27 protein-coding genes and 1 tRNA gene are annotated in these 26,579 nt (G+C 68.1%); 11 read left to right on the forward strand and 17 right to left on the reverse strand.

The features are described 5' to 3' along the window. Position 1: 1 nt before the first annotated feature. The 5 genes from ACLKOY_RS05750 (at position 2) to ACLKOY_RS05770 (ending at position 4,084) form a co-directional block, all read left to right on the forward strand. Positions 2-241, forward strand: coding sequence for an exodeoxyribonuclease VII small subunit (locus ACLKOY_RS05750; protein WP_140036586.1), 240 nt, complete (start codon positions 2-4; stop codon positions 239-241). Then, on the forward strand, positions 238-876 hold the full coding sequence (locus ACLKOY_RS05755; RefSeq protein WP_436452805.1) for a DUF4245 family protein: 639 nt from the start codon (positions 238-240) through the stop codon (positions 874-876). Before ACLKOY_RS05750 ends, ACLKOY_RS05755 begins: the two co-directional genes overlap by 4 nt. A gap of 2 nt (positions 877-878) precedes the next feature. Continuing rightward, positions 879-1,568, forward strand: a complete 690-nt coding sequence (locus ACLKOY_RS05760) for a carbonic anhydrase (protein WP_140036584.1) — start codon at positions 879-881, stop codon at positions 1,566-1,568. Next, positions 1,565-2,983, forward strand: coding sequence for a class II fumarate hydratase (locus ACLKOY_RS05765; RefSeq protein WP_436452806.1), 1,419 nt, complete (start codon positions 1,565-1,567; stop codon positions 2,981-2,983). The genes ACLKOY_RS05760 and ACLKOY_RS05765 overlap by 4 nt, the downstream gene beginning before the upstream one ends. A 264-nt stretch (positions 2,984-3,247) precedes the next feature. Continuing rightward, a complete protein-coding gene (locus ACLKOY_RS05770; protein ID WP_436452807.1) occupies positions 3,248-4,084 on the forward strand; it encodes a DUF559 domain-containing protein in 837 nt (278 codons plus the stop codon). 134 nt (positions 4,085-4,218) lie between these two features. On the opposite strand, the gene ACLKOY_RS05775 is transcribed toward ACLKOY_RS05770, so the two are convergent. The 4 genes from ACLKOY_RS05775 to ACLKOY_RS05790 form a co-directional block, all read right to left on the reverse strand. Then, positions 4,219-4,470, reverse strand: coding sequence for a YbdD/YjiX family protein (locus tag ACLKOY_RS05775; RefSeq protein ID WP_436452808.1), 252 nt, complete (start codon positions 4,468-4,470; stop codon positions 4,219-4,221). Next, complete coding sequence (locus tag ACLKOY_RS05780; RefSeq protein WP_436452809.1) at positions 4,425-6,656, reverse strand: carbon starvation CstA family protein; 2,232 nt, start codon at positions 6,654-6,656, stop codon at positions 4,425-4,427. Before ACLKOY_RS05780 ends, ACLKOY_RS05775 begins: the two co-directional genes overlap by 46 nt. Positions 6,657-6,798: 142 nt before the next feature. Next, the gene (locus tag ACLKOY_RS05785) at positions 6,799-8,181 is read right to left on the reverse strand and encodes a PhoH family protein (RefSeq protein ID WP_436452810.1); all 1,383 of its coding nucleotides are present in this window, start codon (positions 8,179-8,181) and stop codon (positions 6,799-6,801) included. 203 nt (positions 8,182-8,384) lie between these two features. Continuing rightward, the gene (locus ACLKOY_RS05790; protein WP_140038648.1) at positions 8,385-9,164 is read right to left on the reverse strand and encodes an isoprenyl transferase; all 780 of its coding nucleotides are present in this window, start codon (positions 9,162-9,164) and stop codon (positions 8,385-8,387) included. Positions 9,165-9,261: 97 nt separating this feature from the next. Between ACLKOY_RS05790 and trhA the strand changes: the two genes are divergently transcribed. Further along, positions 9,262-9,993, forward strand: a complete 732-nt coding sequence (gene trhA / locus ACLKOY_RS05795; RefSeq protein WP_042542056.1) for a PAQR family membrane homeostasis protein TrhA — start codon at positions 9,262-9,264, stop codon at positions 9,991-9,993. A 15-nt stretch (positions 9,994-10,008) separates the two neighbouring features. Here the strand turns inward: trhA and ACLKOY_RS05800 are convergent, their stop codons facing one another. After that, positions 10,009-10,293 carry a hypothetical protein gene (locus tag ACLKOY_RS05800; protein WP_056376082.1) on the reverse strand — a complete coding sequence of 95 codons (285 nt, stop codon included), beginning with the start codon at positions 10,291-10,293 and terminating at the stop codon, positions 10,009-10,011. A gap of 69 nt (positions 10,294-10,362) precedes the next feature. On the opposite strand from ACLKOY_RS05800, the gene ACLKOY_RS05805 reads away from it, so the two are divergent. After that, the gene (locus ACLKOY_RS05805) at positions 10,363-10,749 is read left to right on the forward strand and encodes a DUF4307 domain-containing protein (RefSeq protein ID WP_436452811.1); all 387 of its coding nucleotides are present in this window, start codon (positions 10,363-10,365) and stop codon (positions 10,747-10,749) included. 95 nt (positions 10,750-10,844) lie between these two features. Continuing rightward, positions 10,845-11,333 (forward strand): transcription elongation factor GreA, encoded by a 489-nt coding sequence (gene greA / locus ACLKOY_RS05810; RefSeq protein ID WP_363571392.1) that lies wholly within the window; start codon positions 10,845-10,847, stop codon positions 11,331-11,333. An 81-nt stretch (positions 11,334-11,414) separates the two neighbouring features. Here the strand turns inward: greA and ilvA are convergent, their stop codons facing one another. Continuing rightward, a complete protein-coding gene (ilvA, locus tag ACLKOY_RS05815; protein ID WP_140036576.1) occupies positions 11,415-12,644 on the reverse strand; it encodes a threonine ammonia-lyase in 1,230 nt (409 codons plus the stop codon). Further along, the gene (locus tag ACLKOY_RS05820) at positions 12,641-13,837 is read right to left on the reverse strand and encodes an AI-2E family transporter (RefSeq protein ID WP_436452812.1); all 1,197 of its coding nucleotides are present in this window, start codon (positions 13,835-13,837) and stop codon (positions 12,641-12,643) included. Before ACLKOY_RS05820 ends, ilvA begins: the two co-directional genes overlap by 4 nt. An 80-nt stretch (positions 13,838-13,917) precedes the next feature. Between ACLKOY_RS05820 and ACLKOY_RS05825 the strand changes: the two genes are divergently transcribed. Both ACLKOY_RS05825 and ACLKOY_RS05830 read left to right on the forward strand, forming a co-directional pair. After that, positions 13,918-15,180: a winged helix-turn-helix domain-containing protein gene (locus ACLKOY_RS05825; RefSeq protein WP_436452813.1), complete on the forward strand. Its 1,263-nt coding sequence runs from the start codon at positions 13,918-13,920 to the stop codon at positions 15,178-15,180. Then, positions 15,177-15,668 (forward strand): hypothetical protein, encoded by a 492-nt coding sequence (locus ACLKOY_RS05830; RefSeq protein WP_436452814.1) that lies wholly within the window; start codon positions 15,177-15,179, stop codon positions 15,666-15,668. Before ACLKOY_RS05825 ends, ACLKOY_RS05830 begins: the two co-directional genes overlap by 4 nt. 72 nt (positions 15,669-15,740) lie before the next feature. Here ACLKOY_RS05830 and ACLKOY_RS05835 read toward each other — a convergent pair whose 3' ends face one another. The 3 genes from ACLKOY_RS05835 to ACLKOY_RS05845 all read right to left on the reverse strand — a co-directional run bounded on the left by ACLKOY_RS05835 (position 15,741) and on the right by ACLKOY_RS05845 (position 18,953). After that, positions 15,741-16,307: a LemA family protein gene (locus tag ACLKOY_RS05835; RefSeq protein WP_056508667.1), complete on the reverse strand. Its 567-nt coding sequence runs from the start codon at positions 16,305-16,307 to the stop codon at positions 15,741-15,743. A gap of 88 nt (positions 16,308-16,395) precedes the next feature. Beyond that, positions 16,396-17,709 (reverse strand): D-arabinono-1,4-lactone oxidase, encoded by a 1,314-nt coding sequence (locus tag ACLKOY_RS05840; RefSeq protein WP_436452815.1) that lies wholly within the window; start codon positions 17,707-17,709, stop codon positions 16,396-16,398. Then, positions 17,706-18,953, reverse strand: coding sequence for an amino acid deaminase/aldolase (locus tag ACLKOY_RS05845; RefSeq protein ID WP_436452816.1), 1,248 nt, complete (start codon positions 18,951-18,953; stop codon positions 17,706-17,708). The genes ACLKOY_RS05840 and ACLKOY_RS05845 overlap by 4 nt, the downstream gene beginning before the upstream one ends. A 344-nt stretch (positions 18,954-19,297) precedes the next feature. Between ACLKOY_RS05845 and ACLKOY_RS05850 the strand changes: the two genes are divergently transcribed. Next, positions 19,298-19,370, forward strand: a tRNA-Leu gene (locus tag ACLKOY_RS05850). A 13-nt stretch (positions 19,371-19,383) separates the two neighbouring features. Here ACLKOY_RS05850 and ACLKOY_RS05855 read toward each other — a convergent pair. The 7 genes from ACLKOY_RS05855 to eno form a co-directional block, all read right to left on the reverse strand. Next, positions 19,384-20,091, reverse strand: coding sequence for a DedA family protein (locus tag ACLKOY_RS05855; RefSeq protein ID WP_436452817.1), 708 nt, complete (start codon positions 20,089-20,091; stop codon positions 19,384-19,386). Further along, a complete protein-coding gene (locus ACLKOY_RS05860; RefSeq protein WP_436452818.1) occupies positions 20,088-20,903 on the reverse strand; it encodes a cation-transporting ATPase in 816 nt (271 codons plus the stop codon). The genes ACLKOY_RS05855 and ACLKOY_RS05860 overlap by 4 nt, the downstream gene beginning before the upstream one ends. Before the next feature lie 287 nt (positions 20,904-21,190). Beyond that, the gene (locus ACLKOY_RS05865) at positions 21,191-22,660 is read right to left on the reverse strand and encodes an NAD(P)/FAD-dependent oxidoreductase (RefSeq protein WP_140036568.1); all 1,470 of its coding nucleotides are present in this window, start codon (positions 22,658-22,660) and stop codon (positions 21,191-21,193) included. A 39-nt stretch (positions 22,661-22,699) separates the two neighbouring features. Further along, positions 22,700-23,980, reverse strand: coding sequence for a S8 family peptidase (locus tag ACLKOY_RS05870; protein ID WP_436452820.1), 1,281 nt, complete (start codon positions 23,978-23,980; stop codon positions 22,700-22,702). Positions 23,981-23,991: 11 nt separating this feature from the next. Then, complete coding sequence (locus tag ACLKOY_RS05875; protein WP_436452821.1) at positions 23,992-24,534, reverse strand: DUF501 domain-containing protein; 543 nt, start codon at positions 24,532-24,534, stop codon at positions 23,992-23,994. A gap of 68 nt (positions 24,535-24,602) precedes the next feature. Then, complete coding sequence (locus ACLKOY_RS05880) at positions 24,603-25,163, reverse strand: FtsB family cell division protein (protein ID WP_436452822.1); 561 nt, start codon at positions 25,161-25,163, stop codon at positions 24,603-24,605. A gap of 53 nt (positions 25,164-25,216) precedes the next feature. After that, positions 25,217-26,497 (reverse strand): phosphopyruvate hydratase, encoded by a 1,281-nt coding sequence (eno, locus tag ACLKOY_RS05885; RefSeq protein WP_363571416.1) that lies wholly within the window; start codon positions 26,495-26,497, stop codon positions 25,217-25,219. Positions 26,498-26,579 lie beyond the last annotated feature (82 nt).

A 26,579-nucleotide genomic window follows, 5' to 3' on the forward strand; every position in this document is an offset into this window, starting at 1 on the left:
CGTGAGTGCGCTGAACGACACCCCCGTGGACACGCTGTCATTCGAGGCCGCTCGCGACGAGCTGGTGAAGGTCGTCTCCGAGCTCGAACAGGGCGCTCCGACCCTCGAGCAGTCCCTCGCTCTCTGGGAGCGCGGCGAGGCGCTCGCCGCTCGCTGCGAGGAATGGCTGCTCGGCGCGAAGCGTCGCCTCGAGGCCGCGCGCGCCACGTCGACCGGCACCGCCGACGGAGACGAATCATGAACAAGCCGGCTCCCATCGTCGCCGAGCTCGGGCGTCCGGAGACGCCGGAGGAGACTGCGGCACGCAAGGCCGCGTCGAGCAAGGCCTACCGGTCGAGTCAGACCGTGCGCAGCCTGGTGGCCGCGCTGATCGTCACACTGGCCATCGTCGCGGTGATCGTGCTGGCGGTCCCCCGCGGGGAACCCGCGACCACGCGAGAGATCGACGTGGTCGGCATCGCCGCCGACGTGGAATCCACCATGGATCGCCCCGTGATCGTGCCCGACCTCGCGGACTTCTGGCGGGTCAACACCGCCGAGCTCACGAGCGGCGCCACCGTGGTCTGGGATGTCACCCTGGCGCCGTCAGCGGAAGACGAGCGCGGCTTCATCAAGCTCGCGCAGGCCTTCGATGCCGACTCCTCGTGGGCCCCTCAGCGACTCAACGGCACCGCGCCCACCGACACGACGTCGATCGGGGGTCTCGAGTGGGATGTCTACGCACTCGGCGATGCCGGCGCGAAGCAGAACCTCACCTACGCCATCGGCACCCAGGCGGGTGACGACTACCTGCTGCTCTACGGTTCGCGTTCCGCAGACTCCACCGCGGAACTCGCCGAGTCTCTCGTCCCCCAGATCCGCGAACTCTCGGAGTGAACATGACCCACGCGCTCACCCCCGCTGCTGCCTGGAAGCAGATGCAGGACGGCAACCAGCGATTCGTCGACGATGCGCCGCAGCACCCGAATCAGGACGTGGCTCGCCGCAGGCACCTCGCCGCGGCACAGCATCCGGTTGCCACTCTGTTCGGCTGCTCCGACTCGCGCCTCGCTGCGGAGATCATCTTCGACCTCGGACTCGGTGACCTGTTCGTCGTGCGCAACGCCGGTCAGGTGATCGGCGAGTCGATCGTCGCGAGCCTCGAGTACGCGGTCGCCGTGCTGAACGTGCCTCTGATCGTCGTCCTCGCCCACGACTCATGCGGCGCCGTGCGCGCCGCCATCGACGGAACGGCCATCGACGCCGCTCCCCTGCCGCCGCACATCTGGAAGCTCATCGCCCCGATCGTCCCGGCGGCCCGCAAGGTGCTGGCTGAGAGCGGTGGCACCACCGTCGCCGAGATCGACGCCGATCTCGTCGGCGCGGAGCACCTGCGCAACACCGTCCGCGACCTGCTGCAGTCGTCGGAGGTGATCTCCAGCGCCGTCTCCGAGGGCCGCCTGGGCATCGTGGGCGCCAACTACCGTCTGGCCGAGGGCACCGCGGTGCCCGTCATCACGGTCGGAATCGATACCGACGGAATCGACACCGAGGGGCACGGCCCCGCAACCAAGGAGGGTTCGGAATGACCGACACACACCAGCGCAGCGGCGATGCAGCAGAGTACCGCATCGAGCACGACACCATGGGTGAGGTGCGGGTTCCTGTGAACGCGCTCTACGGCGCCCAGACGCAGCGCGCCGTGGAGAACTTCCCGATCTCGGGCAAGGGCCTCGAATCGACGCAGATCGCCGCGCTCGCTCGCATCAAGAAGGCTGCTGCGCTCGCGAACAAGGAGCTGGGAACCCTCGACGGCGCCATCGCCGACGCGATCGCCCAGGCTGCCGACGAGGTCGCCGCCGGTGCCCACGACGGCGAGTTCCCCGTCGACACCTACCAGACCGGCTCCGGCACGTCGTCGAACATGAACATGAACGAGGTGCTCGCCACCCTCGCGACCCGCATCCTCGGTGCGAACGTGCACCCGAACGACCACGTGAACGCCTCGCAGTCGTCGAACGACGTGTTCCCGACCTCCGTGCACATCGCCGTCACGCAGGCGCTCATCGACACTCTGATCCCCGCGCTCGACCACCTCGCCGTCGCCTTCGAGGCGAAGGCCGAGCTGTGGAAGGACGCGGTCAAGTCCGGCCGCACCCACCTCATGGATGCCACCCCGGTCACGCTCGGCCAGGAGTTCGGAGGATACGCCCGTCAGATGCGCCTCGGCATCGAGCGCGTGCAGTCTGCGCTTGCCCGCGTCGCCGAGGTCCCGCTGGGCGGCACCGCCACCGGCACCGGCATCAACACGCCACTCGGGTTCCCGCAGAAGGTCATCGAGCTGCTCGCCGCCGAGACCGAGCTGCCGATCACCGAGGCGAAGGACCACTTCGAGGCGCAGGCGAACCGCGACGGACTCGTCGAGGCGTCGGGCGCGCTGCGCACGATCGCGGTCTCGCTGACCAAGATCAACAACGACCTGCGCTGGATGGGCTCGGGCCCCAACACGGGTCTCGGCGAGCTTCACATCCCCGACCTCCAGCCCGGGTCGTCGATCATGCCCGGCAAGGTCAACCCGGTCGTTCCCGAGGCTGTGCTCATGGTCTGCGCCCGAGTGATCGGCAACGACGCGACCGTCGCGTGGGCGGGTGCATCCGGCTCCTTCGAGCTGAACGTGGCCATCCCGGTCATGGGCACCGCTGTGCTCGAGTCGATCCGTCTGCTCGCGAACGCGTCGCGCGTGCTCGCCGACAAGACCGTCGACGGGCTGCAGGCGAACCTCGACCGTGCGGCGGCGTTCGCCGGCATGAGCCCATCGATCGTCACCCCGCTCAACAAGCTCATCGGCTACGAGGCTGCGGCGAAGATCGCCAAGCACTCGGTCGCGAAGGGCATCACGGTGCGCGACGCCGTGATCGACCTCGGCTATGTCGAGCGCGGTGACCTCACGCTCGAGCAGCTCGACGAGAAGCTCGACCTGCTCTCGATGACCCACCCCGGTTGATCATCGGACGCTGACACACGGATGCCGCAGGGACTCGGTCCCTGCGGCATCCGTCGTCTTCGGGTCGTGTCGCAGGGCGTCGGATGGCTCGCCCGTTCTGCACACGATGCCCCGTCATGCACACTGATTCACGGCGCACGGTACGGGCTGTGCAGCCGGGGACAAGCGCACTCGCCCTCCACCCCACCTCTTTCAGGCTCTCTTGTCCACCCATCGCGGCTTCGCGTCGGGGAGCGTTGCCGAGCAGGGAGCAGGGTGGTCGTCATGCTCTCTGCACACGACACCATTCAGAGACTCGGCGGTATCGCGCGCGGTTCTCAGCTCGAGCGTCTCGGGTTCGACCGACGCACGCTGTCACGCAGGGTCGATTGCGGGGAGATCGAGCGGCTGCGCCCCGGCGTCTTCGCGTCAGGTCGAATACCGGACGACGTGCGCACAGCCGTCCTGCACGGGGGTGCCGTCACCTGTGTGACCGTACTCCGCGCGCACGGAATCTGGACGTTGCCCGCGGCACTCGCCGTACACGTCTGGCTCGGCCCCGGCCGTCACGGCCATCAGCATCCCGGCTGTACCTGCGTCATCCACTACTACCGGGGGACCCGGCCTCTCGCTTCGGCCTCTCTCGTCGTCGCGCTCGTGCACTTCCGACGATGCGCCGGCGACGAAGCGTTCTTCGCGGCTTACGAGTCGGCCTGGCGACTCGGCAAGCTCTCACAGGCTGCGCGTGCACAGGTTCGAGCTGCGCTCCCCCAGAACGCGCGGTGGCTCGTCGATATCGCACGGTCGGATGCGGACAGCGGGCTGGAGTCGTTGCTGCGGTTGAGGCTACATCTCCTCGGAATCAGGCTCGACTGCCAGGTGACGATCGACGGAGTCGGGCGCGTCGACTTCGTCATCGCCAGGCGACTGATCCTCGAAGCAGACGGCAAGTCGAATCACGATGATGCTTCACATCGACACAAGGATCTGGTCAGAGACTCGGCGGCCTCGGCTCGAGGCTATGAGACGCTGCGATTCGACTACGCGCAGATCGTGCACAACTGGGCGGAGGTTCAGAGGGCCATCCTCGCCGCGATTAACCGCTCGTCGACGCGGGACTGACATCCGCGACTCCATCGCGCCGAAGTCCGCGCTACGGATCACACATGATGCCCCAGATCGCATAGCTTTCGACGAGATTGATTTGCGCATCGCGGCAACGTGTGCAGACCGGGCATTCATCGGCTTCGGGCCCCTCAGCAGCAGCGGGCCCCCGGGTCGGCATCCTGCTGGGCATAGTGCGCCCGCCAGAACTCGCGCTCGCTGAGCGGTTCACGATCGGGATGCCGCTGCGTCTCGTGGGCCACGTAGTCCGCATACCGGGACTGCCCCGTCACGCCGTTGACGTACCAGGCGATCGCCTGCCAGGCCCGCCGGACATGATCGGTCACCGCGGCGGCCATCAGTGCCCCCTCGTCGGCTGAGCGGACGAGGGAAGTGCGTTCCACTGCTTCTCCACGGCCCGTTCCTCCGACGACGCGACGAGACCGGCCGGCGCGAAGCGGCGCGACGGCACCTCCGGATCCTCGTGGTCGACGACAGGGCCTGGGCGAACGGCCTGGATGACCTTGATGATCGAGATCGTGATCACGATCACCGACAGCACGAGGAAGGTCACTGACAGGATGCCCTGGATCATGGTGTTGCGGACGACCGCCTCCATCGCGGCGACGCTGGTCGCCGTGCCGAAGGACGTCTCCCCCGCCGCGAGAGCGTCGCGGAAGGCGACATGGTTCGCGAAGTAGCCCACCTGCGGCACGGTCGAGAAGATCTTCTGCAGCGAGGCCGTCACCGTCACGACGGTGACGAACGCCAGCGGCAGCGCCACCACCCACAGGACCTTGAACGTGCGCCTGCGCGCCACGATCGTGAGCACCACGGAGAGCGCGATGGCCGCCAGCAGCTGGTTGGCGATGCCAAACAGCGGGAACAGGGTGTTGATGCCGCCGAGCGGGTCCGTGACGCCCATGATCAGCACCGCTCCCCACCCCGCGACCATCACGGCCGTGCAGATCCACGCACCCACCCGCCACGAGGTGTCCTTGAAGCGAGGGATGACGTTGCCGACCGAGTCCTGCAGCATGAAGCGCGCGACGCGGGTGCCGGCATCCACGGCCGTCAGGATGAACAGCGCCTCGAACATGATCGCGAAGTGATACCAGAAAGCCATCATCCCGGTGCCGCCGATCCACTGCTGCATGATGTGCGCGAGCCCGAGGGCCAGAGTCGGCGCGCCGCCGGTGCGGGAGACGATCGATTCCTCACCCACCGCCTCGGCCGTGCTCGTGAGCATCTCGGGTGTCAGGTTCACCCCGGTCAGGCCGAGACTGTTGACGAACGCCACGGCCCCCTCGACAGTGCCGAGCGTCGCCGCCGGCGAGGAGTTCATGGCGAAGTACAGTCCTCGGTCGATCGAGATCGCGGCGACGAGCGCCATGATCGCGACGAACGACTCCATGAGCATCCCGCCGTAGCCGATGAAGCGCGTCTGCTTCTCCTTCTCGATCATCTTCGGCGTCGTTCCCGACGCGATGAGCGCGTGGAATCCGCTCAGCGCCCCGCACGCGATGGTCACGAAGAGGAACGGGAAGAGCGCTCCAGCCCACACAGGGCCCGTCTCCCCCGTCGCGAACTCGCTGAAGGCCGGGACGGTGATCTCGGGCCGCACGAACAGGATCGCGACGGCGAGCGCCACGATCACACCGATCTTCATGAAGGTCGAGAGGTAGTCTCGCGGAGCCAGCAGCATCCACACCGGCAGCACCGCGGCGATGAAGCCGTAGATGATGATGCCCCACGCGATCGTCGTCCGGTCGAGCGTGAAGATCGCCTGGCCCCAGTCGGTCTCGGCGACCATGCCGCCGCCGATGATCGCTGCCATCAGCAGGACGAAGCCGATGATCGACACCTCGGTGATCTTGCCGGGGCGGATCCATCGGAGATACGCCCCCATGAACAGGGCGATCGGGATCGTCATCGCCACGGAGAACACGCCCCACGGGCTCTCGCCCAGGGCGTTCACGACCACGAGGGCGAGGATCGCCGTGATGATGATCATGATGAGCAGCGTGGCGATGATCGCGGCCGTTCCACCGAATCGGCCCAGTTCGTCGCGGGCCATCTGACCGAGAGAGCGTCCGCCTCGCCGCATCGAGAAGAACATCACGAGGTAGTCCTGTACGGCACCCGCGAGCACGACTCCGACGATGATCCAGATCGTGCCGGGAAGATAGCCCATCTGCGCGGCCAGCACCGGACCGACGAGCGGGCCGGCGCCGGCGATGGCCGCGAAATGGTGACCGAACAGCACCCGGCGATCCGTCGCGACGTAGTCCTTGCCATCCGCCTTGTACTCGGCGGGGGTCGCTCGCCGGTCGTTCGGCTTGACCAGGTTGCGCTCGATGAACTTCGAATAGAAGCGGTAGAACACGAGGTAGGTGCAGACCGCCGCGAACACGAACCAGATCGCGTTCACCGTCTCGCCGCGCACGATCGCGAGTATGGTCCAGGCGATGCCGCCCAGCAGGGCGATCGCCACCCAGAGCGCGATCTTCAGCGGTGTCCAGCGCGGCTTCTCATCCACCGCCACGGGCGGCAGCTGGTCATCTTCCACGGTCTTCGTCGCATCACGCATCGCGCATCACTCCATCGTCTGCGTTCGGTGCCACGAGCGTATGCCGACGTCAGCGCAGACGGAAGCGAATCGCCGACGCATCCGGCGGAATACACGAAAGCGGATGCCGTGAGACCACGGCATCCGCTGTCGAAGAGTCAGCTCAGCTGAGCTCGCCTCCCTCCAGAAGCTCCGTCACGAGGGCGGCGATGGCGGAGCGCTCGGAACGCATGAGGGTCACGTGCGCGAAGAGATCGTGCCCTTTGAGAGTCTCGATCACGCTGGCGATGCCGTCGTGGCGGCCGACCCGGAGGTTGTCGCGCTGACCGACGTCGTGGGTCAGGATGACTCGGGAGTTCTGCCCCATGCGGCTGAGCACCGTCAGCAGCACGTTGCGCTCGAGCGATTGCGCCTCGTCGACGATCACGAACGCGTCGTGCAGCGACCGACCGCGGATGTGCGTGAGCGGAAGCACCTCGAGGATGCCCCGTTCGACGATCTCCTCCATGACGTTGCCCGAGACCACCGAGCCGAGCGTGTCGAAGACCGCCTGCCCCCAAGGCCCCATCTTCTCGCCCTGGTCGCCGGGCAGGTAGCCGAGCTCCTGGCCTCCGACGGCGAACAGCGGCCGGAACACGATGATCTTCTTCTGCTGCTGCCGCTCGAGCACCGCCTCGAGACCCGCGCACAGCGCCAGCGCCGACTTTCCGGTGCCTGCACGCCCGCCGAGCGAGACGATGCCGATGTCGGGGTCGGTGAGCAGGTCGATGGCGATCCGCTGCTCGGCGGATCGGCCGTGCATGCCGAAGATGTCGCGATCGCCGCGCACGAGCTTGTACTCGCCGTCGCCGGTCACCCTGCCGAGAGCCGACCCGCGCTCGGAGTGGATGATGAGTCCGGTGTTGACAGCCAGGCCCCTGGCGTCTTCGCTGATGCCGACCTCGCTCTCGTAGAGGTCGCTGATGTCATCGCCCGACAGGTCGAGAGTGGTGATGCCGGTCCATCCGGAGTCGACGGCCTGCTCAGCGAGGTACTCCTCGGCGCGAAGGCCGAGGGACGCCGCCTTGACCCGCATCGGCAGGTCCTTCGAGACGATCGTGACGTCCTGCCCGTCCTGCGCGAGGTTCATGGCGACGGAGAGGATGCGGGTGTCGTTGTCGCTCAACCGGATCCCGGCGGGGAGCACCGAGGCATCGGTGTTGGCCAGCTCGACGCGGAGCGTGCCACCGTCGCCGACCTCGACCGGGAAGTCCAGACGCCCGTGTTCGATGCGCAGGTCGTCGAGGTGACGCAGCGCCTGGCGCGCGAAGTAGCCGATCTCGGGATCGTGGCGCTTGCCCTCGAGTTCGGTGATGACCACGACCGGGACGACCACCGAATGCTCGGCGAACCGGAAGAAGGCCTGAGGATCACTCAGCAGAACGGACGTGTCGAGCACGTAGGTCCGGAGATCCTGATCAGGATCAGCGGACGCCGCTCGCGTCGTCGTCTTACGGGTGGACTGCTGCGCGGTGCCTGTGGACTGCTGCGCTGTACGTGAGGTCACGACCCACTCCCGACCCGGGGAATCCCGGTTTGTTCGAACGAGTCGACCAGGGGTCACGAGTCGTCAACCTGAGGCCGACCCGACGGGCGCTTTGCCCGATGCCTAGAAGCTACGACCAGGTGCCGACATTAACTCGCCTCGACACGCCACGAGTTCGTTACGCGTTGATTAACGAATCGTGACCGATCGTGTCGTGCGCGGTCTCAGCGACCGAAGCGCCGATCGCGATCGGCGAAGTCGCGGATCGCCCGCAGGAAGTCGACCTGGCGCAGATCCGGCCCGAGCGCCTCGACGAAGTAGAACTCGCTGTGGGCGCTCTGCCACAGCAGGAAGTCGCTCAGTCGCTGCTCTCCGCTCGTGCGGATGACGAGATCGGGATCCGGCTGGCCACCGGTGTAGAGATGCTCGCCGATCATCTCGGGCGTGAGATGCGCCGCGAGATCTTCGATGGTTCCCCCGGACGCCTGGTGCGCCGTGACGATGCTGCGCACGGCGTCGACGATCTCGTTGCGTCCGCCGTAGCCGACCGCGAGGTTGACGTGCAGCCCCGTGTGGTCGCGGGTGCGCTCCTGCGCGTCGTCGAGCACTCTGGCGAGTTCGGCAGGGAGGATGTCGGAGCGGCCGACGTGCTTCACTCGCCAGTTGCCCTCGCGTGACAGCGCCTCGGCGAGCTCGGCGATGATCTCGATCAGGTCGGCCAGCTCGGCCGAGTCGCGCTTGAGCAGGTTGTCACTCGACAGAAGATAGAGCGACACCACACGGATGCCGAGCTCATCGCACCATCCGAGGAACTCCCGCATCTTGGCGGCACCGGCACGATGACCCTCTGCCGGCGTCTCATAGCCCAGCTGACGCGCCCATCGCCGATTGCCGTCGATCATCATCGCGACGTGATGCGGAACCGACGCGGGGTCGAGGTGTCGGCGAAGCCGGCTGGTATAGAGCCGGTACAGCGGCCCCCGCCCCTGAACATCGCGTGACATCACCTCCCTACGCTATCGTGTCGGCGGTCTCGGGACCGAGGATCGATGCTCAGGATATGTACGCTCGGCTGCATGATCGCCCGCATAGAGTGAGGGCGTGAGCACACCCGACTCCTCGGTACCCGACGTCCCCCAGCTGCCCCTCCTGGAGGATGCCGCGCACGACGTCGCCGCTGCCGAGATCAAACCCACCTGGCGAGGCTGGCTGCATGCGGCCACCTTCCCGATCGCCATCGTCGCCGGTGTGGTGCTGATCGTCGTCGCCCAGGGTGGCGCCGCGAAGTGGGCTGCGGCGGTGTTCATGGCGTCATCGCTGCTGCTGTTCGGCAACTCGGCGCTGTATCACCGGATCGACTGGAGTCCGAAGGTCAAGATGATCCTCAAGCGGATCGACCACGCGAACATCCTGCTCCTGATCGCCGGGACGTACACCCCGCTCGCCGTGCTGGCGCTCCCCCCGGGCAAGGGCGCGCTGCTCCTCGTCTTCGTCTGGTCGGGTGCGCTGGTCGGCATCCTGTTCCGCGTGTTCTGGATCAATGCCCCTCGGTGGCTGTATGTCGCGCTCTACCTGCTGCTCGGATGGGCGGCGGTGATGTACCTCGCCGACCTGTTCGTAGCGAACGCGACCATGATGGCGCTCGTCATCGTCGGCGGCCTGCTCTACACGGGCGGCGCGATCGTCTACGCGCTCAAGAAGCCCAACCCATGGCCGGGCCATTTCGGCTTCCACGAGATCTTCCACCTGTGCACGGTGCTCGCGTTCCTGTGCCACTGGGTCGCGTGCCTGCTCATCGCGCTGGCGCCGCTGTCCCCGTCGCTCGGGGCCTGAACCGCTCCGGTCCGGTCAGCGCTTCTCGGGGTCGTCGTCACCCTCGCGGACGATCGGCAGATCGGCATCCGTCTCGGTCGCCTCGTCAGCCGCGAGCGCGGCCTCTTCGGCATCGAGCTCGTCCCTGACCTCTTCGCGGTAGCGCACCCGACGGATCCGACGGTTCATGTCGAGGATCAGCAGGATCACCGCGATGAGGATGATCACCACGGCGGCGAAGCCGACGAATCCGGGCGTGACCAGCTCCGGTGCCACGGTCATCGTGGGCGTCGGCATCGGGGTCTCGGTCAGAGCAAGCATGGAGTCTGCCTTTCATGCGCAGGTCGCATAACCTGGAGTTACCAGCCTAACGACCGGAAGACCCACCCCGTGACGACCGCAGAACAGCTCGACGACCGCTATGGCCGCACCCGCACCCGGCGGGGTCCGTGGATCATCGTCATCGCCATCGCCGCACTTCTCGTCGGCGCGTTCGGTTGGATGATCGTCACGTCGCAGATGAACGCCGTCGACTCCGACGACCTCGGCTTCGACCTGGTCGACGAGCACAGCGTCACCGTGCGCTTCCAGATCACCGGAGTGCAGGGCAAGGACGTGGCCTGCGTCGTCGAGGCGCTCGACGAGGAGTTCGGCGTGGTCGGCTGGAAGGTCGTCGAGATCCCTGCGGGAGACACGCATTCGCAGGCGCTCTCGGCCACGGTTCCCACAGTCTCAGCGGCGACGACAGGTTTGGTGAACAGCTGCTGGGTCGCCTAGACTCGTGCCAGACAGATGACGCCCTGGCACGTGCCGGGGCGTCTTGGCATATCCCCCGCGGAACGTCGCCGGGTACCTACCGAAGGAGCTTCGTCATGTCTACTGACGCTCAGGTTCCCTTCCTCACGCAGGAAGCGTATGACCGGCTCGTCGCCGAGCTCGAGCACCTCTCCACCACCGGTCGCGAAGAGATCGCCAAGCGCATCGAAGCGGCCCGCGAAGAGGGCGACCTCAAGGAGAACGGCGGATACCACGCCGCCAAAGACGAGCAGGGCAAGCAGGAGGCGCGGATCCGCACCCTCGAGAACCTCCTCAAGACGGCCAAGGTCGGTGAGGCACCCGCGAGTCGCGGCATCGTCGAGCCCGGCACCGTCGTCACCGCGGTGGTCGCCGGCGGCGAAGAGATCTTCCTGCTCGGCAGCCGCGAGATCGCCGTGGGCAGCGACCTCGACGTGTACAGCGAAGCCAGCCCCCTCGGGCAGGCGATCCTCGGACTCAAGGTCGGCGAGAAGTCGTCCTACGAGGCTCCGAACGGCCGCGCGATCTCGGTCGAGATCGTGAAGGTCGAGACCTACACGGGCTGACGCCGGCCACATCGCGACAGCGTTCCGATATGCAGATGCCCCGTCCACTCGGACGGGGCATCTGCATATTGAGACGTCATGTCAGTCCGGCACGACGATCGGATGGAAGCCGGCGTGGCGGAGCGTGTCGAGGGTGTGCTCGGAGTGCTCGGCACCGCGCGTCTCGACGCTGAGCTCGAGGAACACCTCGCTGATCTGCAGGCCGTGTCCGTGGCGCGTATGCATCGCCTCGATCACGTTCGCCCCCGCCGCGGCGATCAGCTCGGACACGCGCGCGAGCTGACCAGGGCGATCGGGCAGCGGGATGCGGATCGTGAGATATCGACCCGACGCCGCGAGCCCGTGAGCGACGACGCGCTGCAGCAGGAGTGGGTCGATGTTGCCTCCCGACAGCACCGCCATCGTGGTGCCCGTCGCCGAGACCTTGCCCGCCAGGATCGCCGCGACACCGGCAGCGCCGGCCGGCTCGACGACCACTTTGGCCTGCTCGAGCAGGATCAGGATCGCTCGCGCCAGGTCGTCGTCCGAGACGGTGACGACCTCATCGACGAGATCCTTGATGATGTCGAACGGGATGGCGCCGGGGCGCGCGACGAGGATGCCGTCGGCGATGGTGGGCCTGGTCTCGATGTCCACCGGGTGCCCGGCGTGGAGCGAGGGTGGCATCGCAGCCGCGTTCTCCGCCTGCACGCCGATGATGCGCACGGATCGACCGAGCTGAGCCGCACGGGCCTTGACCGCGGCAGCGACCCCCGCGATCAGCCCGCCGCCGCCGATGCCGAGCACGATCGTGTCGACCTCGGGCGCGTCCTCGAGCAGTTCGAGCCCGAGAGTGCCCTGGCCGATCACGACGTCTCGATGGTCGAACGGATGGATGAGCATGGCCCCGGTGCGCTCCGAGAACTCCGCAGCGAGCCGGAGCGAGGTCGCGACGGTCTCGCCCTCGAGCACCACCTCGGCGCCGTACCCGCGCGTGGCGAGCAGCTTGGGCACCGGCACGCCGATGGGCATGAAGATCGTCGCGGGGATGCCGAGAGCCTGCGCCGCCAGAGCGACACCCTGGGCGTGATTGCCGGCCGAGGCGGCGACGACCCCGTGCGATCGCTCTTCGGCGCTCAGGCGAGAGAGCCGGTAGGCGGCACCGCGGATCTTGAACGACCCCGTGCGCTGCAGATTCTCCATCTTCAGCAGGACGGGGGCGCCGAGGACGTCGGACAGCGCGCGTGACGGCAGAGTCGGAGTGTGCGTGATCACCTCAGCCAGACTCTGAGCGGCGTTCTCGAACTCGGTCAGGCTGGGGACTGCGCTCATCGATTCCTCCGTGTGCGCTCGCGCGGCACTGTGCTCCAGATCAGGTCTGCGTTCGGTTGATCGCCGGTGCGCCAGGCACCGGTGCTGACTGTCACCGCGGCGACGTTGACGAAGGCCGCGAGGGGCACCGCGAAGAGCGCCCCGGGAATGCCGCCGACCATCGATCCCCCGGCGACCACCAGGACGACGGCGAGCGGATGGACCTTGACAGCCGAGCCCATCAGGATCGGCTGCAGGATGTGGCCCTCGAGCTGCTGCACGCCGAGCACGACGGCCAGCATCGCGAGCGCGATCCAGGGGCCGTTGTAGACGAGGGCGAGCAGAACGGCGATCGCGCCGGTCACGACGGCACCGACGATCGGGATGAACGAACCGAGGAAGACGAGCACGGCGACGGGGATCGCCAGCGGAACACCGAGCAGAGCGGCTCCGAGGCCGATTCCGACGGCGTCGATCGCGGCGACGAGCAGCTGAGTGCGTGCGTAGTTGACGATCGTCGCGAAGCCGTTGCTCCCGGCGGCGTCAGCGGCAGGGCGTGCTGCACGCGGGAAGAGGCGCAGCGTCCACTTCCAGATGCCGCGCCCGTCGGCCAGCAGACAGATGAGGATGAACAGCGAGAGCACCGCTCCGGTCACGACGTGCGCGGCGGTGGTGCCGACCGCGAGGGCGCCGTTGAGCAGAGCCTGCGTCTGCTCGTTGATGATCTGGAGACCCTGGTCGATGTAGCCCTGGATCTGCGATTCGCTGAGGTGCAGCGGGCCGTCGAGGAGGAACGTGCGGAACTCGTCGACGGCTTGCGCGCTGCGCTCCTGCACATCGGGGAGCTGCGCACGGATCTGCCAGATCACGAGCCACAGCAGCAGCGACACGATCGTCAGCGTGCCGATGATCGAGAGGGCGACGGCCAGCCAGCGCGGGAAGCGGTGGCGCAGCATCCATTGGAATCCCGGCCAGAGCAGCGCCGTGATGAGGATGCCGACCATCAGTGGGATGACGAGCAGCTTGAGCTCGATGACGAGCCAGATGAAACCGGCGACGACAGCCGCGAGCAGCAGCAGCCGCCATGCGTATGCCGCCGCGACACGCAGCCCGAAGGGCACTGTCGCATCGACGTCGACGGTCGGATTCCGTTCCGGGGACGCAGGGCGCGGTCGGAAGAGATCTCTCAGCCGCGGTCGCTGCTCTTCGCTCATCGCCCAAGTCTAAGGCGCTGTCACCGCAGGTCCTGACGGGCGTGTGCCCGTATGTCGGAGACCGGCGATACCCTGACGTGGTGACCGACACCCTCAGCGCTGCCCAGGCCCGTCGCATCGCACTCGCCGCGCAGGGATTCTCACGTGCACGGCCGGCATCGGTGTCGGCGCGGCACATCCACCGGGTCATGGATCGTCTCGGCGTGCTGCAGATCGACTCGGTCAACGTGTTCGCGCGGTCTCACTACATGCCGCTGTTCTCGCGCCTGGGGGCCTACGATCCGGCGCTCTTCGATCGCGTCTTCCATTCGCGCACGACCCATTACGTCGAATACATGGCGCACGAGGCGACGTTCATCCCCGTCGAGGACTGGCCGCTCTGGCGGTTCCGCATGGATCATTTCCGCGCCAGATGGGCGGCAGCCGACTCCTGGATGAGCACCAACACGCGCACCCTCCGTTGGGTGCAGGACGAACTCCGCGCCAGGGGACCGCTGCGACCGGCGGACCTCCGAGACGATGCTCCTCGGGAGCGAGGCACATGGTGGGACTGGGACGACGTGAAGCTCGCCCTCGAGCATCTGTGGCGCACCGGCGACGTGGCGATCAGTGGCCGAAAGGGCTTCGAGCGCACGTACGCGCTCGCCGAGCAGGTGATCCCCGACGCCATACTGTCGCAGCAGGTGCCGCGTGACGACGCGATTCGCGAGCTCATCCGGCGAGCGGCGCGATCGTCGGGAGTCGCAACGCAGTCGGACCTCGCGGACTACCACCGCATCCGCGATCGCGCGGCGGTGACGCAGTCGATCGTGGATCTGGTCGACTCCGGCGAGATCCTGCCGGTCTCCGTGCGCGGCTGGGACAGGGGCGGTCGTCCGCTGCCCAGCTGGCGGCACCGCGATGCCGTGCTGCCGCGCAGGATCGACGCCGCCGCACTCCTGACGCCATTCGATCCGGTGGTCTGGTTCCGCGACCGCGCGCTGCGCGCCTTCGAGCTCGACTACCGGATCGAGATCTACGTTCCCGCAGAGAAGCGGCGCTACGGGTACTACTCGCTGCCCGTGCTCGTCGGCGACCGCATCGTGGCGCGCGTCGATCTCAAAGCCGACCGCGCGACGTCGACGCTCCAGGTGCAGTCGGCGTGGTGGGAGCCTCAGGCCCGACCGGACGCGGATGCCGAGAAGATCGCCGCGGAGCTCGCGCTCGCGGCGGAGTGGCAGGGGCTCGCGCACGTCTCCGTCTCGCGCTGGGGCACGGCGGCCGAGGCACTGCATGCAGCACTGTCCGGGCGCGCAGACGCATCGGTGCGTCGCCACGTGCATGCCAGGGAGGCCGCCGAGTGAATCGCCGCCGCGCATGGGTGCTCGGAGGCGTCGTCGCCGCGCTCCTGGTCGCGGGTGCGGCCGTGTGGCTGTGGCAGGTTTCGAGCGGCATCCCGTCGCCACCGGCCACGCCGACCGTGACGAGCTCGCCGGCGCCCGACCCCGATCTCGATCCGGAGGCCCTGGCGCAGCAGGCGCTCGACGACCACCTCGAGGACTGCACATCCGCCCGGGTCACCGAGGGCGTCGTGCCCGACGGGTGCGGGATCAGGATCCCGTGGGGAACCGAATTCGCCGCGGTCGACGACGCCCGCTTCCGCATCGATCGGATGCCGGCGTTGACGCTGACGGATGGCGGATTCATCGCCGAGGGCGGCATCCTCGTCGCGACCGTGTCGGGCACCGGGCAGGACGGCAGCCCGAGAACCGAGACCTATCGCACGGAATCATGGACACTCCGCGGCGACGTGACCGTGGAGGACGGCGACGTCGATCTCGACGTGTGGTGAGCCCTACCCCGGTTCAGCGCCCGACCACGCAGAAGGCCCGATGCGACGGTGCGCATCGGGCCTTGCCGCAGATCAGAACTGCACGCGTGGCGGCTCGGAGATCGCTCCGCTGTCGGCGACCTCGAAGAACTCGCGTTCGGTGAATCCGAGCCCCTTCGCGAAGAGATTGTTGGGGAAGACCTTGATCTTGGTGTTCAGCTCGCGGACCCCGCCGTTGTAGAAGCGACGCGCGGCCTGGATCTTGTCTTCGGTGTCGACGAGGGCCTGCTGCACCTGCAGGAAGTTCTGGCTCGCCTGCAGCTGCGGATACGCCTCCGCGACCGCGAAGAGGCTGCGGAGCGCCTGCTGGAGGTGACCCTCTGCGATTCCCGCCTCACCGGGGCCGCCGGCTGAGAGCGTCTCCGCTCGCGCCCGGGTGACGTTCTCGAAGACCGCCTTCTCGTGCGAGGCGTAGCCCTTCACCGTCTCGATGAGGTTGGGTATCAGATCTGCCCTGCGCTTCAGTTGAACCGTGATGCCGCTCCACGCCTCGTCGACGCGGACGTTCAGCTGCACCAGCGAGTTGTAGGTCGCCCAGAGGTAGATTCCGATGAGCAGAATCACACCGACGACGATCAGTACCGGCACGAGCCATTCCATCAGAGGCCCACCCTTCCTCGTGTTTGTCTCATCCTATCGGCGCAGCCTGCGCGTCGACTGGGTGCGCGCGGTCAGGCGCCGAACCGCATCATGCACCGAGAACCCGATCGAGGTAGCGATTGGTGAACCGACGATCAGGGTCGAGCCGGTCGCGCAGCGCGATGAAGTCAGCGAAGCGGGGATAGCGCTCCCGCAGTTGCTCAGCCGTCTGCGTGTGCAGCTTGCCCCAGTGCGGGCGCCCTCCGTGCTCGAGCATGATCTGCTCCACGGCCTCGAAGTAGGCGGACGGGTCGGCGCGCCAGTAGCGGTGCACCGCGATGTACCCGCTCGCCCTGCCGTATGCCGTCGAAAGCCATCTGTCGTCTTCCGCTGCGAAGCGCACCTCGATCGGGAACTCGATGCGCCACCCGCGTCGTTCGATGAGGTCGCGCACAGCGCGGAACGCCGGCACGACGTTCTCGACGGGCACCGCGTATTCCATCTCGCGGAACCGAACGGTGCGGCTCTGCGTCAGGACGCGGTGCGACAGCTCGGTGTAGCGCCGGTCGCCCGTGAGCTTCACGGCGAGTCTGTTGAAGGGCGGAGTGATGGCCGGCACAGCCTGTGCGGTCGCGCACACTGCCCGATACACGCCGTTCGAGAGCAGCGTCTCGTCGATCCATCGTCCCAGGACGGGAAGCGGCTGCCGCCTCGTCGACTCGGGCACCCTCGTCTGTCTCTTGGTCAGCGCGATGTCGGTGTGCGGAAACCAGTAGAACTCGAAGTGATCCGATGCCGCGACCCTGTCGTGCAGGGTCTCGAGCACGTCCTCGAGCGGCGCAGGCTCATCGACCGCCTCCATGAGGTAGATCGGCACGCACTGCAGCGTCACCTCGACCAGGATGCCGAGTGCGCCGAGGCCCAACGCGACCGCAGGAAGCAGATCGGCGTTCTGCCCCTCGTCCACCCGGAGAAATTCCCCTGCGGCGGTCACCAGGGTCGCGCCGACGATCTGGGTCGCGAGACCGCCGTAGCCTGCGCCGGTGCCGTGCGTCCCGGTCGAGATCGCCCCCGAGATCGACTGCCGGTCGATGTCGCCGAGGTTCTCCATCGCGAGGCCGAACGGTGCAAGAAGGGAAGGGATGCGGTGCAGTCGCGTGCCCGCGAGCAGCGTAGCTCGCCCCGTGGCCGCATCCGCCGACACCAGACCCTGCATGTCGTCGAGCTCCAGGAGCACCCCGGGCGCAACGGCGATACCCGTGAAGCTGTGCCCCGCGCCGACCGCCTTCACCGTGAGCCCCTGCGAGACCGCCGCGCGGACGGCGCGCTGGACGCCTTCGGGGGTGCGCGGGCGCTCGACGCGAAGCGGCGTGACCTGCGCAGACCTCGCCCAGTTCTGCCAGGTGCCCCCGATCCGGGTCACAGGAAAGCCTTCCCCTCGCCGCGATACGTCGGAAGCTCGTCGACGATCTCATCTCCGGAGACGAGCTGATAGCTGTCGATGCGCTCGGCAGGCTCGCCGCTCTTCGCGTGGCGGAACCAGACACGATCGCCCACGCCGAGCCGCTCAGCCTCGCGACCCTGCAGCGGTGTCTGCACCTCGCCTGCGGCCTCACGAGACAGCGTGCGCAGCCCCTGCGGCCAGACGGGCAGCGGCTGTCGAGACGCGACGGCGGGACCCGAGGCGATCCATCCGGCACCGAGCACCGTCGCGATGTCGGCGGCGGGCCGGCGCACGACGTCGAAGGCGAACGCGGACGCCGGCGCGGGCCGGAACGATCGGTATCCGTCGAAGAGATGCCCGCCGAGCAGTCCGCTGCCCGCACTCGCCTCGGTCAGCGATTCGTCGCTGCCGGTGAACTCCAGCGAGCCGGTTCCACCGCCGTTGAGGAACTCGAGCGATGCGACCTCCGACAGCGCGCTGACTATCGCGGCCCGACGCTCGCGCAGCTCGGATCGCGAACGCGCCTGCATGAGGCGGATCACCGGCGCATCCGCTCCGGCGTTGTCTCCCTGGCCCGCGATCTGAGCCTCGTACATCTGCAGCCCGACGAGCCGGAAGCCGGGGCGGCGCACGATCTTGCGCGCGAACGCGGCGACCTCACCCGCGGTGAACAGAGCAGACCTCCGCACTCCGATGTGACCGAGGGCGATCGATCGCAACGACGCGTCTGCGTCGATCGCGACCCGGATGTCCGGTCGACTGCCGGCAGGGGCCACACTGTCGACGATGTCGAGGTGCGCCGGATCGTCGACCATCAGGGTGATCCGCTGCGCCGCCTCCTCGGACGCGAAGAGCTGCTCGAGTCCCACGCGGTCGACCGTCGGATAGCCGACGACGATGTCGTCGTGCGTCTCGGCGAGCCACAGCGCCTCAGCCAGCGTGAAGGCGAGGATCCCCCTGAACCCGGGCATCTGCAGCACGGCATCGAGCACCGAGCGGATCCGCACGGACTTCGAGGCGACACGGATGGGCAGCCCTCCCGCGCGGACCAGCAGGTCGAGGGCGTTGTATCGCAGGGCTTCACGATCGATGACCGCCACGGGAGCCGGCAGATGGCCGGTCGCCGCAGACAGGCGCGGCCAGTATCGCGATGGGTCGTGCCACTCGGGGGACACGGAGTTTCGTCCCTGATCGGGGCTCAGATCGGCGGTGAGGTCGAGCACTCCCCCACCCTATGGGGTGGATGGACTCGGGTTCATCGTTTCTGAGATCGAGTTGCTCCGTCGGTCGTGACCCGAATCTGGAAATCCCGATACATCAGTGGCCGTCGTCGTAATGAACAGTATGAATCGCCGTCTTGATCACTGAGACCGTCATCCGTGGCGGGTTCACCGGCCGTGCGCGGTCGGTTGCCGGGGGGTAGCGATGCTGTCTCAGCAGCATCAACGGGGAGACGGGCGCTGGGACGCCCGTCTCCCTTCGCCCCGGTGAGCGGCGGAGGCATGTCGCCGTGCCTGCCGACGCCACCTGGGACTCCCCGTGTACTCTGAGCCAGTCACGGCATGGAGCCCCCGTAGCCCAATGGCAGAGGCAGGCGACTTAAAATCGCTTCAGTCTGGGTTCGAGTCCCAGCGGGGGCACGTCAGGCTCCGCTCAGCCATCGACGCGTCGATCTGCGGTACCGCGCGGGTGCGCGCTCTGTTCCCCGGACGCGCGCGCCTCGCGGACGCGTCGGAGGATCAGCACGGCGAGCGCGATGGCAAGCGCGGAGTACACGGCGTAGTCGAGATAGCCGAGCAGGTGCTCGAGTTGCTCATGCTGGGTTCCGAGCAGAGCACCGAACCCGATGAGCAGTGCGTTCCACAGGCCGCTGCCCACGATCGTGTACACGCTGAAGCGGATGAGGTTCATGCGGGTCGCGCCCGCGGGAATGGAGATGAGGCTCCGCACGCCGGGAACCATCCGCCCGACGAGCACCGTCCACGCGCCGCTTCGCCGGAACCAGTCCACCCCGCGGTCCAGGTCGGCATGGCTGACCAGTTTGGTGGCGGAGAGGAGCCGCACCGCTCGTTCGACGCCGATGGCCGCCCCGAGCCAATAGAGCAGAAGCGCACCGATCCACGACGCGAGGGTGCTCCAGAAGATCAGCCATCCGAGGGTGAGGTCGCCGCTCTGACTGAGGTACCCCGCGAAGGGCAGGATCACCTCGCTGGGAATGGGCGGAATGAGCACCTCGAGGAACACCAGCACACCCACGCCGATGTCGCCGAGTTGAGTGAGGACGTCGGCTGCGAATCCGGTGAGGCCGGTGAACCCGTGATCCGACGTGGAGGAGTCGGTACCCATGATCAGGCTGCTCATCGGCCGAACAGATCGCCGATTCCCGGAATCCCGAGGTCGCCGAGCCGTTGCCCCCATTCGCTCGCCGTGTCGCCGAGACCCGAGACGGTCTCACCAGCCGAACCGAGCACGCCCTCCGCAGCCCCCGCGAGCTCCTCGCCGCCGAAGCCGCTCGCGATCGCCTCGATGTCGACGCCCTGTGCGAGGGCGTCGAAGTCGACGCCGAGACCGGCGGCCTGCTCGAGGAGCGGAGCGGCCACGGCACTGCCGACGGCGCCCACCGCGACGATCCCCAGCGCGCCCACCGCAGCACCGCCGACCGCACCGGCGGCGCCGAACCCGCGCACCCGCGAGAGGATGCCGCGCATGCGCCCCGGACGCGCGGCCTCGGAGCGACCCGCCGCACGGGCGAGATCATCGGGCGACGACGATGCCGGGCGCTCTCCCGGAGCGAGTTCCGCGTTCATCCGCTCCTGCACCTGCGCCCGCTGGGCGGGAGTCAGGCGTGCGAACGCCTCTCGGTGGATCTGCTCGACACGGTGCGGATCAGCGGTCTCGAGAAGGTAGTCGTACCGCGCGATCGCCGCCCGGTCGGCATCCGGCACCGCACCGGCAGCACCGGCAGCACCGGCCGCGCCGGCTGCCGGCGGCGAGTAGGGGTCCCGACCCGCCGGACGTGCAGGCGGAGGTGCGTAGCGGTCGGCACCGGTCTGACGCCCGACCGGTGTAGGCGGCGTCGCACCGCGCGAACCGTTGCGATCCGTGCGGGATCCGGTCTCGTCGAGATCGAGCGCGCGAGCGGCCATCCCGAGCAGTCGGTTGAGCTTTCCCATGGTGACGGTTCCTTCTTGGTGTGGACGACCACGGGACTCGACAGCGGGGCAGTGGGGTCCATGGTCATCCGCGGATACGGACGCCAGGTCTCCTCCACCCTCACGGGCCGGTGGGCCGGGACACGACTTCGTATCCGTAATGACGACACCACCGCAGACGGGAGTACTCCCCTTGCCCTGCCGACGGTAGCAAACGCGTCTATGAGACCGATGCGAGACACGCCCCTCCCCCGAATACGCGGAACGCCCCGACTCCGGAGGAGTCGGGGCGTTCGAGGAGATGACTGCTACTTGGCAGCAGCCGTCTCAGCGGTCTTCTTCGCAGCCGGCTTCTTGGCTGCCGTCTTCTGGCCCGCAGGCTTCTCGTCGGCGGCCTTGTCGGACGCGGTCGCCTGAGCGGCCGGAGCCGTGACCGCGGGAGCCGGAGCATCGGCGGCCGGACGCGGACGAGCCGCGAACTCCTCGAAGACGTAACGCGGGTTCTGCACCGTCTCGAGGTTCACCAGGTCGCGACCGAGCCACAGGTTGTTCCACCAGCCCCAGACCACGCGGAACTTGCGCTCCCACGTGGGCATGGCGAGACCGTGATAGCCGCGGTGCGCGACCCAGGCGACGAAGCCCTTGAGGGCGATCTTGCCGGACTGGAAGACGCCGTTGTAGAGGCCGAGGCCTGCGACGGCACCGAGGTTCTTGTGGAAGTACTCCTTCGGGTCCTCGCCGCGCAGCACGGCGACGATGTTCTTCGCGAGGAGCTTCGCCTGACGCACAGCATGCTGGGCGTTCGGCACGCAGAAGCCGCCGACGCCGCCACCCGACAGGTCGGGAACCGCCGAGACGTCTCCGGCAGCCCAGGCTCCGGGGACGAAGGCCTCGGGCGTGCCGACACGGAGGTCGGCACGGGTCTGGATGCGGCCGCGCTCTTCGATCGGGAGGTCGCCACCGCGCACGACGGTCGGGTTCGCCATGACACCGGCGGTCCACACGATCAGATCGGTCGGGATGATCTCGCCGGTCGACAGCTCGACGTTGCCGTCGACAGCACTGGTGAGCTGCGTGTCGAGGTGCACGTTGGCACCGCGCTTCGCGAGGTCCTTGAGCACCCACTCGCTCGTCTGCAGCGACACCTCGGGCATGATGCGCCCCATCGCCTCGATGAGGTGGAAGTGCGTGTCGTCGAACGTCAGCTGCGGGTACTTGCCCACGAGCGACGAGGCCAGCGAGCGCAGCTCGGCGAAGACCTCGATGCCGGCGAAGCCACCGCCGACGACGACGACGGAGAGCAGGCGGTCGCGCTCAGGACCTGCAGGCAGCGACGCGGCCTTGTCGAAGTTCGACATCAGGCGGTCACGGATCGCGACGGCCTCTTCGATCGTCTTCAGGCCGATCGCGTTGTCAGCGATGCCGGGGATCGGGAAGGTACGGGAGACCGCACCCGCCGTGACGACGATCTGGTCGTACGAGAACTCGTAGGGCTCGCCCACCGGAGGGGTGATCGTCGCGACCTTCTCGGCGTGGTTGATTCCGGTCACCTTGGCGGTGAGCACGTTCGTCCGCTTCAGGTGGCGACGGTGCGCGACCACCGAGTGTCGGGCTTCGATCGACCCGGCAGCAACCTCGGGAAGGAACGGCTGGTACGTCATGTACGGCAGCGGGTCGACCATGGTGACGTCTGCTTCACCCTTGCGAAGGTGCTTCTCCAGCTTCCACGCCGTGTAGAAGCCTGCGTAGCCTCCACCGACGATCAGAATCTTGGGCACAGTGCTGTTCTGAGGCACAGGGGGACAACTCCTCGGGAGTCAGGGATGTGGCGTGCGAGCGCGCGCCGATCGGATGCGCCGGGCAGCTGCGGTGACGCCAAGCGCTATCAGGATACCAGGGACTGTGAGCGCGATGAGCGGCAGGGTACCGTAGCGCAGCGATTCAGCGCTGGGAAGCAGCGGTGAACCGGGATCTGTCGGTGCGTCCGCAGCCGGCAGGGGCGGCACCTCGACCGGCGCGGCGGTGGGTTCGGGCTGCGGAACGCTCTCTGCACGTCGGAACAGGCGAACCCACTCGGCGAGATCTCCCATCGGGTTCTCGGAGACCTTCGGAACGTCGGCCGCGATCGCCGCATCGGCATCCACCAGCCCGTAGCCGTAGAGAGGATCGGGGAGGTCGGCCATGCCCGGGACCTTGATCGCCGTCTTGATGATGCGATTGATGACGTTCGCCGCATCGAGCTCGGGGTGCGCAGACCGGACGAGGGCGGCGATGCCCGCGACGATGGGTGCCGCACCGCTCGTACCGCTCCAGGGCACGACCGTGCCGTCCGCAGAGACGCCTCGGAGACCCTCACTGGGCGCCGCGATTCCGATGGTGATCCCCTGAGTCGATGCCTCGACGCTCGCTGTGCCCGTCTGGTCGACTCCGCCGACCGTCAGCACGCCGGGGATCGTCGCGGGAGCGCCGATGATGTCGGTGCCGCTCCCCCGGTTGCCCGCGGCGACGACCACCACGACGTCGTGCTCGAAGGCATAGAGGAACGCGTCGTCCCAGCTCCTGTCCCAGTCCAGCGTGTTCGTGGTGAAGGAGAGGTTGATGATGTCGGCGCCGTGGTCGACCGCCCATCGCATGGCCTTCGTGACCTGCTCGGTGAACGGCACGGCGGCCGCGGCGCCGAAGCCCACGGAGATCGACAGCAGATCGGCCTCGGGAGCGACTCCGATCATCCCCTTGCCGTCTGCGGAGCCGCGTCCGGCGGCGAGCGACGCGACCCATGATCCGTGATTGCCGTCGATGGCGCCCACCGGAGTGCGCCCGTCGGGGGTTCCCGTGCCCGACACATCGGTGCCGCCGACCACGGCGCCATCGAACACGCCGGGGACCTTGGCGATCCCGGTGTCGATGACGGCGATCGTCACTCCGTCGCCGCGCGTGGTCTGCCACGCATCACGGATGCCGGCCCCGTCGAGCCAGTACTCGGCTGCGCGATCCGGGTCTGCGGGGTCGTCCGGCACGGGCCCTGGAGGCGGGGTCGCTGCGCCCAGGAGCAGGACGGATGCCACGATCGTCGCCATCGCGACACCGTTGCGCAGCATCCGCGGCCGCCTCATGCGGTCGATGCCTCGGCGTCACGCAGGGCCGCACCGGGGTCGTCGCAGCGGCACCTCTCAGGCGACCAGGTCGAGCGCGCGAGAGCCGCGTCGCCGATCGGGTTCACGCCGGGACCCGCCGCGAGAGCGTGACCGGCCAGAGCGTGCAGGCACTTGACGCGCGAGGGCATGCCGCCGGCGGAGATCCCGTCGATCTCGCCGACGTCTCCGAACTGAGCCCTGTCGGTGAGATAGACCTCGTGCGCCGCGAGGTACGCGGCTGCGACGCCCTCGTCCTCGGCGAGCAGCGCGGCGAGCTCGGGCATGACCTGCGTGGCCTCGAGGGTCGACATCGCTGCCGTCGCGGCCGGATGCGTCAGGTAGTAGAACGTGGGGAACGGCGTTCCGTCGGGGAGCCGGGGTGTCGTGGCGACGACCGTGGGGTTGCCGCACACGCAGCGGGCGGCGATGCCGACGACGCCGCGGGCGGTCCTGCCCAACTGGGCCGACACCACGGCGAGCTCGGCGGTCGTGGGGGCGGGGAATGGCGGCGTGGTCACTCGTCCAGCGTACGGGAGCCGACCGGGAGGATGCTCGGAGCACACACCTCGCTCGGCGGCGCCGACGGTCAGCGACTGACTGCCGCCGTGTCGCTCAGCCCCGCGGACGTCAGCGTGCGTAGCAGCTGCGGCATCCAGTCGGAGGGCGTCTCTTCGAGGGTGTCGCTGACCGGTCCCTGCTGCTGCGGAAGCGCGGCGGGGTCGAGGTCGTTGTCGATCAGGAACACGACCTCGCCGGGCTTGACGTAGTACAGGCGCTCGCGCGCTTGGGTGGTGATGTAGGCCGGGTCGTTCCAGCGTTCACGCTCCTGCTCGAGCGCGGCGATCTGGTCTTCGGAGACCTGGATCGACTGCTCCAGAGCCGAGATCTTCTGCCTCTGGTCGATGAAGGTGCCGAGCGTCGGCACCAGCACCCAGGCCCCGAGGACGACGAGCGAGAGCATGATGACCGAGAACGCCGAGAGGCGGATGCCCGAAGCCCACTCGCGCACGTCGATCCGGCGCTCCTGGGGGCCTCGATCCGCCGCGCCCCGCGGCCGGCGAGCGGACGGACGCTGGATCGACTTCGCCGTCGGCGCGGTGCGGGACGCGCCCGAAGACGCCGAAGGAGGAGCCGGTCGTCGTGCCACGGCTCCTCCTCCGTACGTGCCGCTCAGGCGGCGTGTGTCTGTCTCTGCTGCGTTCAGCCCTGGTAGCGCGGGAACGCGGAGCGGCCGGCGAAGACAGCGGCGTCGCCCAGCTCTTCCTCGATGCGCAGAAGCTGATTGTACTTCGCGACGCGCTCGCTGCGAGCAGGCGCACCCGCCTTGATCTGACCCGCGTTCGTCGCGACGACGAGGTCGGCGATCGTGGTGTCCTCGGTCTCACCCGAGCGGTGCGACAGCATCGCGGTGTAGCCCGAACGCTGCGCGAGGCTGACCGCGTCGAACGTCTCGGTGAGCGTTCCGATCTGGTTGACCTTGACGAGCAGCGAGTTGGCGACGCCACGCTTGATGCCGTCGGCCAGACGGGTCGGGTTCGTGACGAACAGGTCGTCGCCGACGAGCTGGACCTTCGAGCCGAGCGCATCGGTGAGGAGCTTCCAGTTGTCCCAGTCGTCCTCGGCCAGCGCGTCCTCGATCGTGACGATCGGGAAGTCCTTGACCAGTCCCTCGTAGTACTCGATCAGCTCGGGGCCGGTCCAGTCCTTGTTGTCGAGGCGGTAGACGCCGTCCTTGAAGAACTCGGTGGCGGCGACGTCGAGACCCAGCGCGATGTCGGTGCCCGGCGTGAAGCCGGCCTTCTCGATCGCCTTGACCAGGAAGTCCAGACCCTCGCGGTTGCTGGGCAGGTCGGGGGCGAAGCCGCCCTCGTCGCCGAGGCCCGTCGCGTAGCCGGCGGCCTTGAGCTCGCCGCGCAGCACGTGGTAGGTCTCGACACCCCAACGGAGCGCCTCGGAGTACGTCTCGGCGCCGATCGGGGCGAGGAAGAACTCCTGCATGTCGATGCCGTTGTCGGCGTGCTCGCCGCCGTTGATGACGTTGAAGAGCGGAACGGGCAGCAGGTGCGCGTTCGGGCCGCCCAGGTAGCGGAACAGCGGCAGGTCGGCGGAGTCGGCCGCGGCCTTCGCAACCGCCAGGCTGACGCCGAGGATGGCGTTGGCGCCCGTGCGCTGCTTGTTCTCGGTGCCGTCGGTCTCGATCAGGATCGCGTCGACGATGCGCTGCTCGCTCGCCTCGACACCCTCGAGCGCCGGGCCGAGCTCGTCGATGATGGCGTCGACGGCCTTGAGGACGCCCTTTCCGCCGTAGCGGCTCTTGTCGCCGTCGCGGAGCTCGTACGCCTCGAATGCGCCGGTGGATGCACCGGACGGGACGGCCGCCCGCTGGACCACACCGTCGTCGAGGAGCACCTCCACCTCAACGGTCGGGTTACCGCGCGAGTCGAGAATCTCGCGTGCGCCTACAGCCTCGATCAGTGCCACTGATGTGCTCCTTGCTCAGAGAAAAGGTTGTGTGGAGCGTCGTCGATCCGCGCCCAGTCTAGCCCGCTCGCGGTCGACCTCC

The sequence above is a fragment of the Microbacterium sp. K2 genome, assembly GCF_051365005.1.
GTDB classification, from domain to species: Bacteria; Actinomycetota; Actinomycetes; order Actinomycetales; family Microbacteriaceae; genus Microbacterium; species Microbacterium foliorum_B.

Coding starts and splice junctions, on each gene's coding strand:
- ACLKOY_RS05765 (WP_436452806.1), top strand. CDS start 1,565: ATGACCGACACACACCAGCGCAGCGGCGATGCAGCAGAGTACCGCATC.
- ACLKOY_RS05835 (WP_056508667.1), bottom strand. CDS start 16,307: ATGGAATGGCTCGTGCCGGTACTGATCGTCGTCGGTGTGATTCTGCTC.
- ilvA (WP_140036576.1), bottom strand. CDS start 12,644: ATGAGCGCAGTCCCCAGCCTGACCGAGTTCGAGAACGCCGCTCAGAGT.
- ACLKOY_RS05855 (WP_436452817.1), bottom strand. CDS start 20,091: ATGAGCAGCCTGATCATGGGTACCGACTCCTCCACGTCGGATCACGGG.
- ACLKOY_RS05770 (WP_436452807.1), top strand. CDS start 3,248: ATGCTCTCTGCACACGACACCATTCAGAGACTCGGCGGTATCGCGCGC.
- ACLKOY_RS05860 (WP_436452818.1), bottom strand. CDS start 20,903: ATGGGAAAGCTCAACCGACTGCTCGGGATGGCCGCTCGCGCGCTCGAT.
- ACLKOY_RS05790 (WP_140038648.1), bottom strand. CDS start 9,164: ATGTCACGCGATGTTCAGGGGCGGGGGCCGCTGTACCGGCTCTATACC.
- ACLKOY_RS05870 (WP_436452820.1), bottom strand. CDS start 23,980: ATGCTGCGCAACGGTGTCGCGATGGCGACGATCGTGGCATCCGTCCTG.
- ACLKOY_RS05800 (WP_056376082.1), bottom strand. CDS start 10,293: ATGCTTGCTCTGACCGAGACCCCGATGCCGACGCCCACGATGACCGTG.
- ACLKOY_RS05760 (WP_140036584.1), top strand. CDS start 879: ATGACCCACGCGCTCACCCCCGCTGCTGCCTGGAAGCAGATGCAGGAC.
- ACLKOY_RS05780 (WP_436452809.1), bottom strand. CDS start 6,656: ATGCGTGATGCGACGAAGACCGTGGAAGATGACCAGCTGCCGCCCGTG.
- greA (WP_363571392.1), top strand. CDS start 10,845: ATGTCTACTGACGCTCAGGTTCCCTTCCTCACGCAGGAAGCGTATGAC.
- ACLKOY_RS05820 (WP_436452812.1), bottom strand. CDS start 13,837: ATGAGCGAAGAGCAGCGACCGCGGCTGAGAGATCTCTTCCGACCGCGC.
- ACLKOY_RS05755 (WP_436452805.1), top strand. CDS start 238: ATGAACAAGCCGGCTCCCATCGTCGCCGAGCTCGGGCGTCCGGAGACG.